Origin of the sequence: Mesorhizobium sp. WSM3866, from assembly GCF_002294795.1 — a bacterium.
Classification (GTDB): domain Bacteria; phylum Pseudomonadota; class Alphaproteobacteria; order Rhizobiales; family Rhizobiaceae; genus Mesorhizobium.
Genome location: NZ_NSGC01000001.1, coordinates 376,094 through 393,048, shown reverse-complemented (window position 1 = coordinate 393,048; position 16,955 = coordinate 376,094). Strand labels below are relative to the sequence as shown.

Here is a 16,955-nt window from a genome sequence, read left to right as displayed (position 1 = left end):
GCGATGAGCGGCGTCGCCGGAATTCTGCTCAGACAGGATGGCAGCCCAGCGGCGGCGGCCGACATCCAGCAGATGCTGGCGCGCATGCGCCACCGGGCGCGCGACGGCAGCTCATGGTGGACGGACAGACACGCAGCACTAGGCCATGCCTGGCTCAACACGACCGGCGAGCAGGGCCCTGGGCCGCTGACAATGGCCGGCGGCAAGCTCGCCATTACGGCCGATTGCCGGCTGGACAACCGCGAGGAGCTTCTGGCGCGGCTCGGTGTGCGCGACCGATCGGCCGCCGACGCCATGCTGCTGATGCAGGCCTATCTCAAATGGGGCGAGGCCTGTCCGACCTACCTGCAAGGCGATTTCGCCTTCGCGGTCTGGGACGCCGAGCGCCGGGCGCTGTTTTGCGCGCGCGACCATTTCGGCGTCAAACCTTTCTACTACCACTGCGCCGACAGGCGCTTTGCCTTCGCCTCGGAGATCGGCCCACTTCTGGCGCTGGATGGTGTCGGCAGGGCTCTCAGCGAGCATCAGATTTCCGGCTTTCTCGCCGGCCTGCCGGACGATCCGCAATCTACGCTCTATGCGGAGATATTTCGCTTGCCCGCTCGGCACAGCATGACGGTGACCAACAATCAGGTCGTGCTGAGCCGCTACTGGGAGATTGAGCCGTCACAAAGGCCGCAGCGTTCGGATGCGGCGGACGAGTTCCTGCATCTTTTCGCGCGATCGGTTGAAAACCGGATGCGGGGCACTCCGTCCGTCGGTGCCATGCTGAGCGGTGGGCTCGATTCGTCCTCGATCGCCTGCATGGCCGGACTTCAAGCTGCGGCGACGCAGAAGCCGAAGCTTAAAACTTTCTCGCTGGTGTTCGAGAGGGGGTCTTCGATGGACGAGCGGCCCTTCATCGATGCAGTGCTGGAGCAATATGGGCTCGACGGCACGCTGATCGCGGTCGGCGACTATGCGCCCTTCGCCGAGTTTGATCGCATTCTGGAGGAACAGGAAGGGACCTTCCTGGCGCCCGGTCTGTCTTTGACCCGCAGCGTCTATCGCACCGCGAGCGCCAAGGGCGTCACAGTGCTTCTCGACGGCCACGGCGGTGACGAGGTCGTGTCGCAAGGTCATGGGTATCTGCATGAGCTCGCCCATCGCGGCAGGTGGCTGGAGCTGTGGCGCGAGCTGCACAGTGCCGCCAACACCTATGGCGACGGGATGCTGCCTCTGTACTTCAAGTTCCTCGCCGCCTACGGGCCGGCCTGGCGGATTGCCAGGATGAGGGCGAAGGCCAGGCGCCTTCTCGGAAAACTGCGGCGCAGACCCTCCCATGCACCGCGCGTGGCCTGGGCAGGACTGGTCAATCCGGGGCTTGCCAGGCGTACCGATCTCGCCGAACGTTTCCATCGCGCGGCCTTTATGCCCGCCAATGTCAGCACCAGCGAAGCGCTCACCCATCGCTGGCTTTTGTCCACCGGGCTGGTGCCCCATGCTTTCGAGGTTCTCGACAAGGCCGCCGCCAATTTCGGCATCGAGCCGCGCTATCCGTTCTGGGACAAGCCGCTGGTCGAATTCTGCCTGGCACTGCCGGGCGAGGAAAAGCTGCGCAACGGCTTCGGCCGCCATGTGCTGCGCCGGGCTATGGAAGGCGTGCTGCCGCCGGCGGTGCAGTGGCGGCGCGACAAGATCGATTTCACCGCCAGCCTGGTCAAAGGCATGATCGTCAACCATCGCGATCTCCTGGACCGGCTGCTGGTGTCGGACAACGACTTGATCGCCCCCTATGTCAATCTGCCCGAGGTGAACGCGGTCTATGCGCGCATGCTGCAGCGGCCCGAGCAGGCGACGCTGCCCGACGTCCAGCATATCTGGCGTTCGGCCTCACTGTCGCTATGGCTGCGGCAGGTCCAACAGCATGGAAGCCCTGCATGAACTCTCCAGCCGCTTCTCTTGCCGCGAGGCCCGGCTCCACCATCGAAGCGGCCCCTCGAAACGGGCGTGTTCGTCGGTTTTACAAGGCGTACGGCCTGACGATCGGGTCGGAGGTGGCTTTGCCGGAACTGGAACCGACCGCGCCGGCAACCCCGGACATCGAGATCGCTGTTGGGCCGATCGATTTTCCGGAGGCTGCATTGGCGAACGCCGCGGCCTTTCGCTTCGAGCCGACACGCCAATACCTGTCCTGGCAAGCCGTTGGCACTTTCCTGATCAGCGATGCCTCCCGGATCGATGTCGATCCGGCGCCGGGCGTCGATGATCCGCTGCTTGCCTTTCCGCTTCTCGGTCCGGTGCTGGCGCTCACGCTGCATCAGCGCGGTCTGCTCGTCCTGCACGCCAGCGCGATCGCCGTTGGCGGGCAAAGCGTGATCTTCATGGGCGACAAGGGTGCCGGCAAGTCGACCACGGCGGGCGCGATGATCCGCGCCGGTCACCTTCTGCTTACCGACGATGTCGTGGCGCTGGACCTGTCCGCCCCCTCACGGCCGATGATCCTGCCCGGCTTTCCGCAGCTCAAGCTTGCAGCGGATGCCGCGAACGCCATCAGGATCGGCCGAGCGGAGGTGCGGCCGCAGGTGCATCCGCAGATCGAGAAGGCGCAGCATCGCTTGCAGGAAGGGTTCTCCGGCGAAGCCGTGCCGGCGGCCCGGATCTATGTGCTGGAGCGCGACGGGCAGGCGGCGATCACGCCGCTAAAGGGCGCCGCCGCGCTGCCGGCGATCATCAAGTTCTCCTATGTCACGCGGTTCGGCCGGCAGGCGCTGGTCGGCGATTTCGCGTCCACCCATCTCCAGCACTGCGCGCAGCTTGCCGGCCGGATCGGCGTCAGCCGGCTCGAAGTGCCGGCAGGCCTGGAGCGGATCGATGATGCCGTCGCCCTGATCGAGCGCGATCTGGCCCGGGCAAGGTGAGCAGCGGCATGGGCTGGTCCTCGAAACTTCGCCTGACACTTTTGCGGGACGTGGCCGGCTTCGGTGGTGTCATGGCGCATATCGGCGGACAGCGCACGCTGACGGCGCTTGCCTTCCTGGTCCTCGGGAGTCTGACCGAGGGCCTTTCGATCCTGCTTTTGATCCCGCTCTTGCATCTGATCGGCAGTGCCGACCAGGATTTCGCCGTGCGCGTACCGGGCGCCTTGCGCTGGCTGGTGCCGGGCGGGAAGCTCTCGCTGGCGACGGTGCTCTGCCTGCTCGTCGCTCTGGTGGCGCTGCAGGCTATGTTCAACCGCTTCAAGTCGCTCTACATGGCGCGGCTGCTCTACGACTTCGTCAACCGGGTGCGCATGAACCTGTTCGAGAGCATCGGCAAGGCGCGCTGGGGTGTCTTCACCCGCATGCGCAGCTCCGATCTCGACCACGCGCTGACCGGCGACATCGACCGCGTTCAGGCCGCAGCCTTCTCGCTGCTGATGCTTGCCCAGACGGCGCTGCTGTTTGCCGGCTATCTCGTGGTGTCGGTGTTCATCTCGCCGGTGATGACGTGCTTCGCGATCCTGATCGGCGTGCTCTTGTTCATCGCGCTGCAGCCCTTTCGCGCGCGCGCCACCGCCTACGGTCGCGTGCTGACCGGCAGCCGCCAGGACCAATACCGCACGGTGTCGGAGTTCCTCGGCGGCATCAAGGTGGCCAAGAGCCTGAATGTCGAGACGAGCTACTTCGCGCAGCTCCGCGCGACGCTGGACAAGATGAAGGCGGACAATGTCGCCTATGTCCGCAACAGCACCATCGGCACCGCGCTGTTCCAGGTCGCGAGCGTGATCGGGCTCAGCCTGTTCATCTACATCGCGCTGGTCCGCTTCCATCTCTCCCTTGCGGAAATCGTCGTGCTGCTCCTGGTCTTCATGCGGGTCGCGCCCCGCTTCATGGACATGCAGGTGCAGGCGCAGCAGATGCTGATCAACCTGCCGGCCTACACCGCCATGCAGGCCCTGCAGGCGCGCTTCGATGCCGAGCGCGAGATGGAGCCCGGCGATGCCGCGCCGAACGCAAGGCTGTCGCTCGACAGGGGCCTCGATATCCGCGACGTCTCGTTCGCCTATGGCGACGGCGATGGAAGGCCGGTGGTGAGCGGCATTAGCTTCGGCCTTCCCGCCGGCGAGGTGACGGCGCTGATCGGCCCGTCCGGTTCGGGCAAGAGCACGATCGCCGACATGCTGCTTGGGCTGCTCGAGCCGAGCCAGGGCAAGATCCTGGCGGACGGTGTCGAGATCACCGCGCAAAACCGCAGGGCCTGGCGCGGCCAGGTGGCCTATGTGCCGCAGGACGTGTTTCTGTTGCACGACACCATTGGCGCCAATCTGCGCCTGGCGGCGCCGCAGGCCGGCGACGAGGAGCTTTGGGCTGCGCTGCGCAAGGCTCATGCGGCCGACTTCGTCGAGCGGCTCGACGGGAGGCTCGAAACGGTGGTGGGCGATCGCGGCGTCAGGCTTTCCGGCGGCGAACGTCAGCGCATCGCGCTGGCACGGGCGCTGCTGCGCGAACCCTCGCTGCTCATCCTCGACGAGGCGACGAGCGCGCTCGACTGGCAGAATCAGTCGCTGATCGCTCAATCGATCGAGGAACTGCGCGGCAAGATGACTATCCTCACCATCGCGCATCGGCCGTCGATGATCGCCTTTGCCGACTGGGTCGTGGCCATCGAGGGCGGCCGCATCGTCGAGGTCGGGCAATATCAGCGGCTGAAAGCAAAGTCGGGCAGCCGGCTGGCCAGGATGCTCTCCGGCGAACGGGCCGAACGGGAAACCGCAACATTGGCCGACAATACGCCGCCCCCGGCGCCGGCTGAAAGATCAGCGGAGGCTGCCGCGCCGGGCGGTTAGCTTTTCGCCATCGGGCACCTTGATGCCGCGGTCGGCCTGCCGCGCCTTGTCGGCGGGTATCGGCCCGCTCCTTGCGATCATGGCGAACACCAGAACGAAGTACCCCACCTGAATGACGACAGCGCAAATCACGGCGCGCATGATGATGGTGCCAAGCGATTCGCCGTCGAGCCGGGACCAGCCGACTACAACAGCGAGCGTGAATATCATCCCGACGATGAACTTTGGCAAAGACATGCTCGTCGGCCCGTCAACCGGCACGCGCAAGCAAAAGCTGTGGTCTACCCACCCGCGTAACTCCCCGTTCCGCCAGAGAGCTATTTCTGGCTGCCCAATCAGGCCGGTTGCTTCCGGCCTTTCCGACCCATCCAGACTATGACAGCAACAGTTTGCCACTCTATTAAGGCGAGACCTTTGCGGCAAGGCCAAATGCACATGAGGCCAAGGGTTTCGCGGCATCGACTCTGCCATGCTGCGGCGCACACCCCTGCATCGCCACCTATTCACTATAGCGAAATCCTCGACAGTAGAACCCGAAACATTAACCAGTATTTAATGCGAAGAACTTACCTGAGCGAGTGATTCCTACGACCTGCAACCGCCGTTCGTCTGCAGCAAAGAATGCATCGCCCAAAATCAGCCCGAAAGCTGTACTACATTTCCCAAAAAACCTCTCACGTTGTCATAAACATGCCACAAAGGCCAAAATTTGGGCACGGCAGGTTTATTATTTGGTCAATTCATGACGCGAACATTTCACGCGAATGGGAAATTGTGTGTTGCGCTGCAGCATTTTTTTGGTATCGTGCCGTAAACCATCCGTTCAACGTATGGAGCTTTTGCATGAGGGACGTCGCCAAGCCGGCTAATGCGGGTTTTACGCAGGCCGGCATTGATTTTCCACCCCCCATCGGCGGTCTGCTCAAACGCAGTTTCGATATCGTCGGTTCCCTGGCGGGTCTGGTCCTGCTCAGCCCGCTTTTCCTGATGGTCGCCCTGCTGGTCAAGCTTTCCGACCGCGGCCCGATTTTCTACGGCCACAAGCGGATCGGTCGCGGCGGAAGGATTTTTGCCTGCCTCAAATTCCGCACCATGGTGCAGGATGGCGAGAAGGTGCTCGCCGCGCACCTAGCCGCCAATCCGGATGCCGCCGCCGAATGGGCGGCGACGCGCAAGCTGAAGGACGATCCGCGCGTGACGCGTGTCGGCGCGGTGCTGCGGAAGCTCAGCCTCGACGAGCTGCCGCAAATCATCAACATCCTGCAGGGCGACATGAGCCTGGTCGGGCCCCGCCCTGTCGTACGCGACGAGCTCGAGATCTACGGCAGCGCCGCAGTCTATTATCTGAAGTCGCGCCCGGGCCTCACCGGGCTGTGGCAGGTGAGCGGGCGCAACGACGTGTCCTACGACACGCGCGTCGCCTTCGATCGCCACTATGTCGAGAACTGGTCGATGGTCGAGGACATTCGCATCATCGTCAAAACCGTGCCTGCCGTGTGGATGGCGCGCGGCAGCTATTGACCGCCAGGCCTGTCCCGCCAATCTCGGGACAGGCGTCCGGCAGTAATCTCATCGGGCGGATGGGGCTAACGCGGATCGGAACGTTCATTGAAAAACCACCCCCTCGGACTCCCTTCCAAGGCGCCCAGCCGGTTTGCGGCCGTGGCGCTTGCCCTGTCTCTTGCGATTCCCACTTTGGCGGTGGCTGGAGACTATCGTCTCGGCCCGCAGGACAAGCTCAACATCCGCATTGCCGAGTGGCAGACGGTCGACGGCACGTTCCGCGACTGGTCATCCATCAACGGCGACTATTCGGTCGGCCCCGCCGGCACGCTCTCGGTACCGTTCGTCGGCGAGATGCAGGCGGCCGGCAAGACGACCTCGGAGATCGCTGCCGCGATCGGTCTCGCGCTGCAGCGCAAGCTGGCACTGCCCGACAAGCCTGAAGCCTCGGTCGAGATGGCGCAGTTCCGGCCATTCTACATTTCGGGCGAAGTGCAGAACCCTGGCCAGTTCCCCTACGTGCCGGACCTTACGGTACTGAAGGCGGTGAGCATCGCCGGCGGCATCCGGCGCAACGCCGATTACGGCCCTCAGCTCGGCAAGGACCTGGTCACCGCCAAGGGCAGTTTCGATATCTATGACGACCAGCGGCTGCGGTTGATCATAAAGCGTGCCCGCATCGACGCAGACCTTGCCGGCAAGACGAGCTTCGAGATTCCGAAGGAGGCTGCGGACGACCCGAGAACGCAGGCCATCGTTGCCGACGAAATGCAGATCCTCACGGCCGACCAGAAGGCGCTGAAGCTGAAGCTGGACGCGCTTGATGACCTGAAAGGCGTGCTCGAAGGCGAGATCGAATCGCTGCAGAAGAAAATCGCCAACCAGCAGCAGCAAGTGGATCTGGCGCAGCAGCAGCTCACCAGCATCGGTCCGCTGGCCCAGAAGGGCCTTGTCGCCAATGCGCGACTGCTCGATTCGAAACAGTCGGTGGCGGACCTGCAGGGCAAGATCTTGGATTATGAGACGGCCATCCTCACCGCCAAGCAATCGATCAGCAAAGCTGATCAGGACGCCATCGATGCCCGCAACACGCTCAATTCCAACCTGGCCGCGAGCCGGCAGCAGGCCGAGGCCGACCTGAACGAGGCGACGCTGAGGACTGCCATGCAGAAGGGCCTGATCGCCGCGGCCTCGGATCCCGCAATGGCGGCTGCCATAACAGGCGGCCAGGAACCGGCCCTGCTGTATTCGCTGGTGCGTGTTGCCGACGGCAAGACCAGCGAGATCGACGCCAAGGAAGACACGCCGGTGCTGCCGGGCGACGTCATCAAGGTGAAGCTGGCGCCGAGTGCCGGCGGCCCACCCATGGCCAGCCAGTAGCCGGGCGCCCGGGCCTCGCTCAGCGCGGTCCGCGGGAGGAACAAGTCAGGCTCGTTCGCGCCAAGGTGCGGGCGAGCAATCTGTTTGGACCGCTTGAAGGCATAGAATGCAGCCTGCCGCTCCGCGTCACGTCTACCTGAACCTCGACGCCATCCGCGGCGTGGCGGCGATCAGCGTGATGCTCTATCACTTCTCGCCCTTTCTGGCCGACGGCAAAGTGCTGCCGTCGAGCTATCTTGCGGTAGACCTGTTCTTCCTGCTCAGCGGCTTCGTCATCGCCCACGCTTACGACCGCAAGATCGAGAACGGCATGGGCTTCGGCACCTTCCTGGCCATCCGCCTGATACGCCTCTACCCGCTCTACCTCGTCGGCACGTTGCTCGGCTGCTTCTATCTGCTGATCAAGAACAGGCTGATTGCGACGGAATACATGCCGTTGTCGGAGATCGGCACGCAGCTCACAACAGGCATGCTCTTCATTCCGCTGGTCGGCGATGCCTACCATACGATCTTTCCGCTCAATCCCGCTTCGTGGTCGCTGTTCTTCGAGCTGATCGTCAACATCGCCTATGCCGCCGTCTTCTTCCTGCTGTCGAAACGTGTGCTGACGGTGCTGGTGGCTGTCAGCCTGGTGCTGCTGATCGTCGCCTCGGCACTTGCCGGCACGCTCGATTTCGGCATGACCGGCAAGACCATCATCAGCGGGCTGCCGCGCGTCTGGTTCTCCTTCTTCCTCGGCGTGCTGCTCTGCCGGTCGATGGCGCGCTACCAGGATGGCCTCGGCTTTCTGCGGCGCGGCTGGTGGGTCGAGGCCGCGATCCTGCTTACGCTGATCGTCTTCGCCATCGCGCCTGCGGGTGCTGCCGGGCGTGTCGCTTACGACCTCGCCTCTATCGCCGTCGTTTTCCCGCTCATGGTGGTGACCGGCGCGGTGGCGCCGACCGCGCCGCGACTGGCTAGCTTCTATGGCTGGCTGGGGCGGGTCTCCTACCCGATCTACATCATCCACACGCCGCTGCTGATGATCATCGCCGGGGCCGGCAAGGCGGCGTCGGTCGACCCGTTCGCGCATCATCCCTGGTTCGGCATCGTCATGGCCGCTGCGGTTATCGTCATCGCCGACATTGCCACCCGCATCTATGACGAGCCGGTGCGCCGCTTCCTGCAGCGGCAAATGCAGCGCTCGCGAGCCGTGGCCTAAAGCGCGTCGCAATCTTTCAGATTTGCTCCGCGCTCTTTTAGGTTTTTGGTCTTACGCATGTCTTTGACCCGAAATCGGTTCTCGCTTTCGTGGGACATGCTTTAACTCCTCGACGCGACCGAGGCGAAAACCGCGATCAGACCGGCGCCGGCATGTGGCCGTTGGCCGGCTTTTCATCCTGGACAGGAATGGCAACCCGCCGTCGCCGGGCAACCGGCAGCGGGTTCAGCTTGAACAGGCCATAATAGACGATGAAGGAGGCCATGAAGTAAGGGCCGAGGATCTCGACCTCGAAGAAGGAGCGGATCAGCATCAGCCCGACGGCGCCGGCGAGCACCACCGAATCGGCGCTCCAGACCCCGAACACCACCTTCGAGATATGGCCGTAGAAGGCGCGCAGGATGATCAGCGCCAGCATGGTGACGCCGACGAAGCCGATCTCGACCAGGGTCTCGATATAGGTGTTGTGGAAATGGAAGCCGGTGCGGGTCGTGATGTAGAACTCGGCCCACAACCGTTCCGGATCGGCGAACCCTTGCACCCAGTAGGCGGCATAGCCGTAGCCGAGCAGCGGGTGCAGCTGCGCCGCCTCCCAACCCTGCTGCCAGAGATAGGTGCGGCCGGTCAGCGTCGAATCCTTGCCGAAGATGCCGAGCACGACGTCCAGCAGGCCGAGGTTCAGCGCGGCCACCACGCCGGCTACCAACGCGCCGCCGCCGACCACGAACAGCACGCGGCGGTAGCGCCGCGACAGGACCCTGCTCATGGTGAGCAAGATGACGATGCCGAGCACCGCCGGCAGCGAGGCGACGGATGTCGCCGAGTGGGAGATTGCCAGCATGTATGCCGACATCAGGATGATCGGCGCGGTCCAGAAGAAGCTCAGCCAGTTGCGCCGGTAAAACATCAGGAAGACGAAAGACAAAAAGATGCCGAACGACGAGAAGAACCCGACCTGGTTCTTGGAGGCGAAGGCGCCGACGAAATTGAAAGTGCCGTCCATTATGTCCAGCGCGTAAGCGTTGACTTTCAGCGAGTAGAGCAGGACGACGAATATCCCGATCAGCGATCCCAGGACCAGCGTCCGCACGCTGATGGTGCGGGCCGCGATATAGGCACAGACGATATGCGAGGAATATTGCACCGCCGCACGCGCGCTGATGCCGGCGGCCTGCGACCAGAAGACCGACAGGCAGACATAGGTCGCGAAGAGTATCGGCAGCCAAGCGTTTGAGAGCTTCCAGGTGAAACGCCGGTAGTCGACGAAGAACAGCGGCAGCCAGACCGCGTAATAGGCGAGGATCAGGACCTGACCGAAATTGCTGGAATAGGCAAAGGCAAGAACGGAAACCGCGACGGCAAAGGCGCCATAGGCCTTGTTTGCCTCCGGATCGAGCAGAATGGATTTTGGAATCTTCATGCCGGATTTTTCGTCCGTTCAGCCTTGGAGCAATTCCAGGAAAAGTGTGTGACTGTCTTTCGTCGGGAATTGCGTAAACAACAGTTAGCGCGGTTCAGTGTCTGATAGCCGGCACGAGCCCACGTTCGGCCCTACCGGGTTCATTGTGCACTGCAGCATAATCTATCGCCCTATCGCCGGTGGCTCAACCGGAAATGTTGCCACGGGCAAAGAGGCGTTATCACAGGCATATTGCACAGCGAAAAGGCCGGAATGGGGCGGCCTGTTGCTCGTTGGCGGATGATCCTTCCCGAAAATCGATTTCGATTATGGCTCATGCGAGAACAGGTCCCCGAGCATCACCACCGAGCGCGAGCTCTTCCTGCAGTTCTTCCAGCACCGCGCGGAGGTGTAGCTGGAGGCGTGCCATGGTAATGCGGTCGTTGCAATGAGATAGGACAACCGCCTACGCTGTGAGGAGTCTATTGCGCCGGAGAGAGACGAATGGCCAAACCGCGAATCTTCCTGGGCTCGTCAGGAAAACAGAAGAAGCTGTTGCAGGCGCTGCAGCGTGGCCTTGAAGATATTGCCAATGTCGAACCTTGGACGACATCCTTCAATCCCGGGACGACAACACTGGGGCGTCTCCTCGAGCTGACGCGCGAGGTCGACTTCGCCGCTTTCGTGTTCGCCCAGGACGACTGGACGAGCGCGAGCCAGCCGGAATCGACCACCACTGTTCCCGCCCAGGCTTCTCCGCGAGACAATGTGGTTTTCGAGGCCGGCCTGTTCGGCGGGGTTCTCGGCATGCGCCGGACCTTCATCCTGCATGCGAATGGTGCCAAGCTTCCCAGCGATCTGCTCGGCCTGACGTCGGTACGCTACGGCGAGGCAGCGACCGCCGCGGAGACCAGAGCGATCAATCAAAAACTGCGAAATGCCATCGAAAATGAGGGGCGAGTCGCCCGCATAGAGGGGTTTTGGTGGCAGTTCTCCCTGTCAGAGCGCACAGCAAGGGAGCCTTCCGCGGTCAGTCTGCTGAGGATCTCGCGGGACCGCAACGGCGCACTGGAGCTGAACGGCCGCTCATGGCAAGAGAATGGCAGCCTGTCGGCCAGATACTGGAGCGAGGCGTCGAAGGAGAAAGGAGAGTCTTCGGGCATCTTCTACTACTGGAACGGGGAACGGCCGTTGGACGCCAACGCGCCGCAGCTGCACGGGACAGGCGAAATCCGGCTGGAATCCGCCGAGCGCGCGTCCGGATATTTCACGACACGTTCGGACACGAATCCGGAGGTGAATGCGCGAACGTCCGGCGTCTATCTGCGTGCCGATCCGCAGGACTTAACCATCCTGGACGGGAACGACAATCAGCGGCGCGTGGAGTTGATCGCAGAACGGCTAAGTCACTGGAAGTCGATCAAGAATGTCTGACGACAGTGCTGGCAGTCGCGGCGAAGGCGCCGGCGCTTGACGAACGGACCGTTCGGCTCAACAGATTGTCGGGAACGTCTCGATCCCGGAACATTTGGCGGATGCAGGCTGGGGCACTGACCGACTATACCATAAGGCTGTTCGAGCGCGGCTATATCTGCCTGCCGCTTCGTGCCGGCGGCAAGCATCTCGACCTCGCGGCCATGGAGTATGATCCGTTGCACCTGCGGACGTTGCGCAAGGACCTGAAGGAACTGGCGTTCACCTCCATCACCTTCCAACTGGCGCAGAAGCCGCTGGGCCGCAGCGACATCGCGCGTTGGTTTGGCGACTTTGCCGGCAATGTCGGCATATTGGGCGGATTTGGGAACCTGATGATCCTCGATTTCGATGACGACGCCGGCTACCGTGCCTGGCGGTCCGGTCACAAGGCGATTGCGAACGGCACGCCAATAGCAAAATCGCCGAGCGGATTTCATGTCTATCTAAGAACGCGGGAACCGGTGATCTCTTCCAGCCTCCATTTCGGCTTGCGCCGGGTGGGTCACGCGAAGGCGCTGGGCGGTTATGTCGTGGGCTGCCCGTCGGTGCTGAAGGACGGCTCCTCCTACAGCTGGATCGAAGGCCAGTCGCCATTCGACATCGAACCTCAGGTGGTGGGCAATCTTGACAGTCTTTCGCTGCGCCCGGTGTCGGTGCTTAAGCATTGCTATGACCGCCTGCTCAAGCGTGGCTTCTTCGAACAGCAATGAGCGGCTCACCTGTGGCGGCTGACATTACCGTCGTTATCCCGGCAAGAAATGCGGCTGCAACCATCGAAGCGGCAGTCGGCAGTCTGGCCTCCGACAGAGCGGTCATCCGCGAGATTCTCTTGGTCGACGACGGATCGGACGACCAGACGGCTGCGATGGCGAGGCAAAGCGCGCACCGTCACGGCTTGCCGCTGGACGTGGTGGGCGTTCAACTGCGCAGAGCGGGCGCCGCGCGCAATGTCGGACTCGAGCGGGCAAGCGGCACATCCATATTCTTTCTCGATGCCGACGACGAGGTGATGCCCGGCAGCCTGTCGCGGCTGAGCGCGGCGCTGGCAGGCCGGCCTTGCGCCGGCCTTGCCGTCGGGGCCAGCATACGGCGGACAAAAAGCCGGCCGGACAAGCTCAAGGCACCGCAAGGCTACGGCGCGGACCGGCGAGAGAATGTGCGACGCTACCTTCGCAACGAAGTGTGGCCAATCGCGATGGGAAGCGCGTTGGTCGCCGACTGGGCGACCGCAAACCTCCGCTTTCCGGAAACGATCGGCCTCGATGAGGACACCTGCTACTGGACCGCCGTGCTGGCCCGTGCCGACGTGGTTACCGTCGAGACCCCGGTGCTGCTCTACCACCATGACGAGGAACGTATGGCGCGCCGCTTCATCACGGCACCGCGCAGGACCTTCCTTGCCATAGCGCTGGAACTGAACGGGCTGGCTGCCGCCGGCGTCGAACGGGAGGCGGTGCAGTGGCGCAAGGCCTGGATAGCTCAGCGGATCGCCCGACAGCTGATCAGGCACCGCAAGTTCGCCGATGCTGGCGGCATGATGCGCGCGGTCCGAGCGCATAAGGAGCTGGGCCGCAGTTGGAAGGCGATGCGATATCTGGCCAGGATCCGAATCGGGCGACTGACCGAGACTGAGGCTAGGATGTCGCCAATGCCCAATTCAGCGACGTCGCGCCGCACGCTGATCATATGCCACGACCCGCCGTTTCCGCCGAGGTCCGGCGCCGATCTCAGGAATTTCGGCAACGCCATGGCGGCAGCCGCGTTCGGCCCGGTCTGCCTGGCCTCGCTCCTGCCGCGAAGCAGCGACGTCCAACCTCCCGGGCCGGACATTCGCGTGACTGAGCTCATCAACAAGTCCGAACCGCGAGCGCCTTCGCTCGCCCGCTGGAGGGCCAAGGGCGAGAGCCGGATACCGCTTCCGGCGCTGGCGCGGCTCAAGGCGCTCGTGGCGGATTTTCGCCCGGATACTATTGTGGTCGAAGGCGTTGGTCTGTTCAGATTTCTCGCTCCGTTGCGGCCGATTGTCCGGCAACTCGTTCTGGACATGCACAATGTTGAATCGGATCTCGCCGGTCAGTTGCCGCGCAAGAAGCGTTGGCGGCCGTTTTCCTCAGACCTCAGGGCGCTCGAGAGAAAGGCGGCAGCCATCGTCGACCGTATCTGGGTGTGCTCGCAACGGGATCGTCAGCGGCTGGAGGCGTTTGTCCGGCCGCAAGTCCCCGTCCACATCGTGCCAAACGGCATCCCGCGAGCGGACGAGCTGCCGCGGCTACTGCCGCTGCAGCGAGCCGTCTCGGACGCGTTTCCGCTCATCCTTTATGTTGGCCATCTGAGCTATCAGCCGAACGTCGACGCCGCCGAGCGGCTGGGGCACACCATCTTGCCCCGCATTCGCCAGACGCTGCCGACCGCGAAGCTCGTTCTTGCCGGGCGTTCGCCCGAGTCGCGCGTTCGCGCCCTGGCAAGACTGGATGGGGTCAGTCTGGTCGAAGATCCGGACGATATCAGACCTCTGTTGTCCGTTGCCCATCTCGGCATCGTCCCGCTTGCCATGGGCGGCGGCACGCGCATCAAGATCCTCGAAGCAATGGCCTGGGGGGTCCCGGTCATTGCAACGCCGCTGGCAGCCGAGGGTCTCAACCTGATCGAGGGCGACGAGGTGCTTCTGTCGGACACCGACGAGGGATTGGCCGACATAGCGGTCAGACTTTGTTCCGACCATGCGCGCATGGCCAGCGTTCGCGCCCGGGCCCACGAGGCCGCGTGGTCGCGGTTCGGGCCGCAGGCGATCCGCGATGCCGTCGGTCAGGGCCTGGGCCTGGATGCCACCCGCGTCGACGCCGACTGTCACCAAGTTCAAGCCGTGAGCCGCGGATGATCCCGAAAATCCTGCACCAGACGTGGAAGACCGACATCGTCCCGGCCCGTTTCCAAGGCTATGTCGAGAGCTGGAAGCGGCATCATCCGGACTGGACGATGATGTTCTGGAACGATCGGACTTTGCTCGAGTTCGTGGCCGCACACTATCCCGGCTTCCTGCCGACCTTTTGCAGCTACGAATATGGCATTCTGCGCGCCGACGCGGGCCGCTATCTGCTTCTCCACCATTTCGGCGGGGTCTATGCCGATATCGATTGCGAATGCGTGGCGCCGTTCGATCCGCTCCTGGGCGAGGATCGGATCGTGTTCTGCACGGAGCCGGACGCCCACGCACGCGTGCAGGCGGACTTTCGCGGATTGCCTTACCTTCTGTTCAACGGGACCATGGCCAGCCCGCCGGGGCACCCGTTCTGGCTTCATTTGCTGTCGTTCCTGCCCGGGCTCGTCCGCGCAAAACAGGCGATCGACGCCACCGGGCCGTGCGTGCTTACCTCCGCGCAACTCGGCTATCCTGACCAGACGGCGTTTGCGATCCATCCGGCCGAATTGTACTCGCCTCTCGATCCGTCGGGAAAGCGGGCGGGCAGCGGCGGCATGACGTTGTCGATCCACCACTGGGCGGGCACATGGTGGACGCCGGAGAGGCCCACCCGGTTGCGGCATAGGCTGCGCAAGTTGATCTACCAGGCCCGACACCGCCTGACGCGCGGGACTGTTTCCGATGAGCAAGCCGCCCGGCAAAGCGTCAGCCAAGCGGCCATCGCGGCGCCGCCGCCATTGGGATCCAACCTCGCCGTGCTGGTGCCGCTGCGCGATGCGGCCCAACACATAGAGCCATTCCTCGCCGCGTTGCGGCAGCTCGACTTCCCAAGAGACAAGATGAAGCTCGTCTTTTGCGAAGGCGACAGTTCAGATGGCAGCTGGGAGCGGTTGCAAGGCGCCACTGCAGCCCTGGGCAAGGACTATCGCGATGTCGTGCTGCTGCGGAAAAAACTCGGCACCGAGCTTGACCGCGACAAGCGAGCGAACCGGCAGCTGCAACGCTTCAGGCGCAGCGGCATCGCCAAGGTGCGTAACCATCTGATCGATCATGGGCTGAGAGACGAGGACGACTGGGCGCTGTGGATCGACATCGATGTCTGGCGTTTTCCAGCGGACGTCGTGACCCGGCTGATTGCAAGGGGGCACCGCATCGTCGCGCCGCACTGCGTGAAAGTCCCAGGCGGCGACAGCTTCGACCTCAACAGTTTCGTCACTGTGCGGCACAACAGAGATCATAACTACTTCCGCCATGTTCACGACGGTCTCTATCAGCCTCCGCGGCACACCCATGCAAGGCTGCATATGAGCGACGTCCGCCACCTCGACAGCATCGGCCTGGATGGTGTCGGCGGCACCATGCTCTTGGTCGATGCCGCCTTGCATCGCGGCGGCCTTCGCTTTCCGGAGATCCCCTATCGCGACCTGATCGAGACCGAGGGTTTCGGCGCCCTGGCGAACGATCTCGGTATCAGGCCGATCGGACTGCCGCGGCTGGAGATACAGCACGTCCCCTGGTGAGGCCCCGTTCCCAGTTTCCCTCCAGAAACGGCCGGCCGCGGAGGGCAGCGTCGCAGTGAGGTTCCGCCGGATGCTCGACCGCCGAACGGCCGAGGTGGCGGTCACCCTGCCGCGCTGCGGGCATCGACCAAGTGCGCGCGGGCAGCGCCCCCGCCACCATCAATCGTGCAACTCTCTCGCGATTGGCGGGCCAACGCTGAAGCCCGAGAACATCACCTCGAAGCCTTCGCGCTGCGGCGAGCAGCACATCATGCCGACGTCGACGCTCCGCGAGACCGGGAAATGGGCCAGCCGCACCGGTTTCCAGCGGCCGTCCGCGGCTTCGAGGTACTGAACGCGAATGGCTTCGGCGTGGCGGGTCAGACGAATCCTCACCCCGTCGGGGTCTGTCGGAATGCTGACCAGCGACCAGTCGGAGGTGTCGTTGGTGACGACAACGGAAAAATAGGCGAGACCGTCCGTGTATTCGATGCCGGCCTTGATCCAGTGCGTTTCGCTGAGCCGCAGCATCAGCCCGCCCTGATCGTAGAGCGCCTTGTATTCGCCCTTGACGGTGACCTCGGCGCTGAAGTCGCCCGCGACGGGACGATAGAGGAAATGGCCATTGTCGCGGCGGAAGCCGTAGAAGGTCTCGCGCCAAAAATCGGTCTCCTTGCCGGTGCGGACATGAAGCGTCCCCTCGCCGAACACATGGTGCGGCGGCGGGTTGAGCCAGGCCATTCCGGCGAAGTCGGACGTCATGAAGCCTG

Annotated in this window: 13 protein-coding genes; 10 read left to right on the top strand and 3 right to left on the bottom strand. The window is 63.5% G+C overall.

Going from position 1 to position 16,955, the window contains the following annotated elements:
- The first annotated feature begins 3 nt into the window (after nt 1-3).
- The 3 genes from CK222_RS01885 to CK222_RS01875 are packed head-to-tail and all read left to right on the top strand — an operon-like array spanning nt 4 to nt 4,807.
- Nucleotides 4-1,923, top strand: coding sequence for a lasso peptide isopeptide bond-forming cyclase (locus CK222_RS01885; protein ID WP_095799204.1), 1,920 nt, complete (start codon nt 4-6; stop codon nt 1,921-1,923).
- The gene (locus CK222_RS01880; protein WP_245432942.1) at nt 1,920-2,900 is read left to right on the top strand and encodes a serine kinase; all 981 of its coding nucleotides are present in this window, start codon (nt 1,920-1,922) and stop codon (nt 2,898-2,900) included. The genes CK222_RS01885 and CK222_RS01880 overlap by 4 nt, the downstream gene beginning before the upstream one ends.
- Before the next feature lie 8 nt (nt 2,901-2,908).
- Nucleotides 2,909-4,807: an ABC transporter ATP-binding protein gene (locus CK222_RS01875; protein ID WP_095799203.1), complete on the top strand. Its 1,899-nt coding sequence runs from the start codon at nt 2,909-2,911 to the stop codon at nt 4,805-4,807.
- Here CK222_RS01875 and CK222_RS01870 read toward each other — a convergent pair.
- Nucleotides 4,778-5,044 (bottom strand): exopolysaccharide production repressor exox, encoded by a 267-nt coding sequence (locus CK222_RS01870; RefSeq protein ID WP_095799202.1) that lies wholly within the window; start codon nt 5,042-5,044, stop codon nt 4,778-4,780. The two genes, CK222_RS01875 and CK222_RS01870, sit on opposite strands and share 30 nt — an antisense overlap.
- Before the next feature lie 606 nt (nt 5,045-5,650).
- Between CK222_RS01870 and CK222_RS01865 the strand changes: the two genes are divergently transcribed.
- The 3 genes from CK222_RS01865 to CK222_RS01855 all read left to right on the top strand — a co-directional run bounded on the left by CK222_RS01865 (nt 5,651) and on the right by CK222_RS01855 (nt 8,891).
- Nucleotides 5,651-6,328 (top strand): sugar transferase, encoded by a 678-nt coding sequence (locus CK222_RS01865; RefSeq protein WP_095799201.1) that lies wholly within the window; start codon nt 5,651-5,653, stop codon nt 6,326-6,328.
- Between the two features lie 87 nt (nt 6,329-6,415).
- Nucleotides 6,416-7,690: a polysaccharide biosynthesis/export family protein gene (locus CK222_RS01860; RefSeq protein ID WP_095799200.1), complete on the top strand. Its 1,275-nt coding sequence runs from the start codon at nt 6,416-6,418 to the stop codon at nt 7,688-7,690.
- 106 nt (nt 7,691-7,796) lie between these two features.
- Complete coding sequence (locus tag CK222_RS01855; RefSeq protein WP_095799199.1) at nt 7,797-8,891, top strand: acyltransferase; 1,095 nt, start codon at nt 7,797-7,799, stop codon at nt 8,889-8,891.
- Between the two features lie 136 nt (nt 8,892-9,027).
- Here CK222_RS01855 and CK222_RS01850 read toward each other — a convergent pair whose 3' ends face one another.
- Nucleotides 9,028-10,311 (bottom strand): O-antigen ligase, encoded by a 1,284-nt coding sequence (locus CK222_RS01850; RefSeq protein ID WP_095777019.1) that lies wholly within the window; start codon nt 10,309-10,311, stop codon nt 9,028-9,030.
- A 483-nt stretch (nt 10,312-10,794) separates the two neighbouring features.
- Here CK222_RS01850 and CK222_RS01845 point away from each other — a divergent pair, with 483 nt between their 5' ends.
- From CK222_RS01845 to CK222_RS01830, 4 genes are all read left to right on the top strand, one after another.
- Nucleotides 10,795-11,724 carry a TIR domain-containing protein gene (locus CK222_RS01845; protein ID WP_067324214.1) on the top strand — a complete coding sequence of 310 codons (930 nt, stop codon included), beginning with the start codon at nt 10,795-10,797 and terminating at the stop codon, nt 11,722-11,724.
- 101 nt (nt 11,725-11,825) lie between these two features.
- Nucleotides 11,826-12,476: a bifunctional DNA primase/polymerase gene (locus tag CK222_RS01840; RefSeq protein ID WP_095799198.1), complete on the top strand. Its 651-nt coding sequence runs from the start codon at nt 11,826-11,828 to the stop codon at nt 12,474-12,476.
- On the top strand, nt 12,473-14,644 hold the full coding sequence (locus CK222_RS01835) for a glycosyltransferase (protein WP_095799197.1): 2,172 nt from the start codon (nt 12,473-12,475) through the stop codon (nt 14,642-14,644). Before CK222_RS01840 ends, CK222_RS01835 begins: the two co-directional genes overlap by 4 nt.
- Complete coding sequence (locus tag CK222_RS01830) at nt 14,641-16,206, top strand: glycosyltransferase (RefSeq protein WP_095799196.1); 1,566 nt, start codon at nt 14,641-14,643, stop codon at nt 16,204-16,206. Before CK222_RS01835 ends, CK222_RS01830 begins: the two co-directional genes overlap by 4 nt.
- Before the next feature lie 159 nt (nt 16,207-16,365).
- On the opposite strand, the gene CK222_RS01825 is transcribed toward CK222_RS01830, so the two are convergent.
- Complete coding sequence (locus CK222_RS01825; protein ID WP_095799195.1) at nt 16,366-16,947, bottom strand: DUF1349 domain-containing protein; 582 nt, start codon at nt 16,945-16,947, stop codon at nt 16,366-16,368.
- Nucleotides 16,948-16,955 lie beyond the last annotated feature (8 nt).